This window comes from Acinetobacter lwoffii (assembly GCF_024129435.1).
Classification (GTDB): Bacteria; Pseudomonadota; Gammaproteobacteria; order Pseudomonadales; family Moraxellaceae; genus Acinetobacter; species Acinetobacter lwoffii_F.
In genome coordinates, this window is record NZ_JAMXXN010000075.1 from 1 (window position 1) to 796 (window position 796).

1 protein-coding gene is annotated in these 796 nt (G+C 37.3%); it reads right to left on the minus strand.

Annotated features, from left to right (window positions below; all coding sequences use genetic code 11):
• Positions 1-367: 367 nt before the first annotated feature.
• A partial coding sequence (locus NI455_RS15365) for a carotenoid oxygenase family protein (protein ID WP_253114891.1) occupies positions 368-796 on the minus strand: 429 nt, incomplete at its 5' end.

The following is a 796-nucleotide window of genomic DNA, read 5'->3' on the forward strand; positions in this document are numbered from 1 at the left end:
ATAAAATACTCCATATATTGATGTTTATAACATCATTTGAGGAGCAGAATATCACTTATAGGAGTTGTTCAAATTTACGGATCCATCTCTATTCTTCCCCCAGTACCGTTTTGACCGTGAGTTATTCATTCAAAAGGTTTAAATAGCATTTAAAATTTAAATCTTTTATCTGCTAGATGATTGGCGACATGGATGTCGCCGTTAGGCAGAGATTCAGGGATGAATCTTCTGCCTAACAAAAGATTTTGGTTACTTTGATCTCTCAAAGTAACATCAGCCTATGAACGAATATTACAACTTCTCACACTTTATGAGGGTGTGCCATCTTAATAACTACGAGAATTTTTGAAATTCCTACCTTATTAATTTAAGAATAGTTTGCTCTTAATTTCCGATAATCAATCCAGTTACAATGAAATCCGACCGGCACCTGAACTGGTAAATGAATCGTTGCAATGGGTCCTTCTGTAATATGCTGGGCATCTAGAATGACAACTTTCGAGGGGCTACAATCTAAAGCATGGATATAAGACATTAGCCAGCCATCATTTTCAGCCTGAGCATCTTCCCATGCGACAAAGACTGCCTCACCAGTGACCCAGTTTTCTCCAAAGGAATAGCTTTCTGTGGTTCTGGTTCTTAAATTAAAACACATCACTGTATTGCTGCTGACATGGGAAGGATCATCAAATTCACCAAAAGAAATACTAGGGTGTGTTGACACTTTTAGCTTAAAAAAATAGCGAAGTAGTAAAATCAAATCGCCAAACCCAATTTTACTATTCGCTATGCCTCG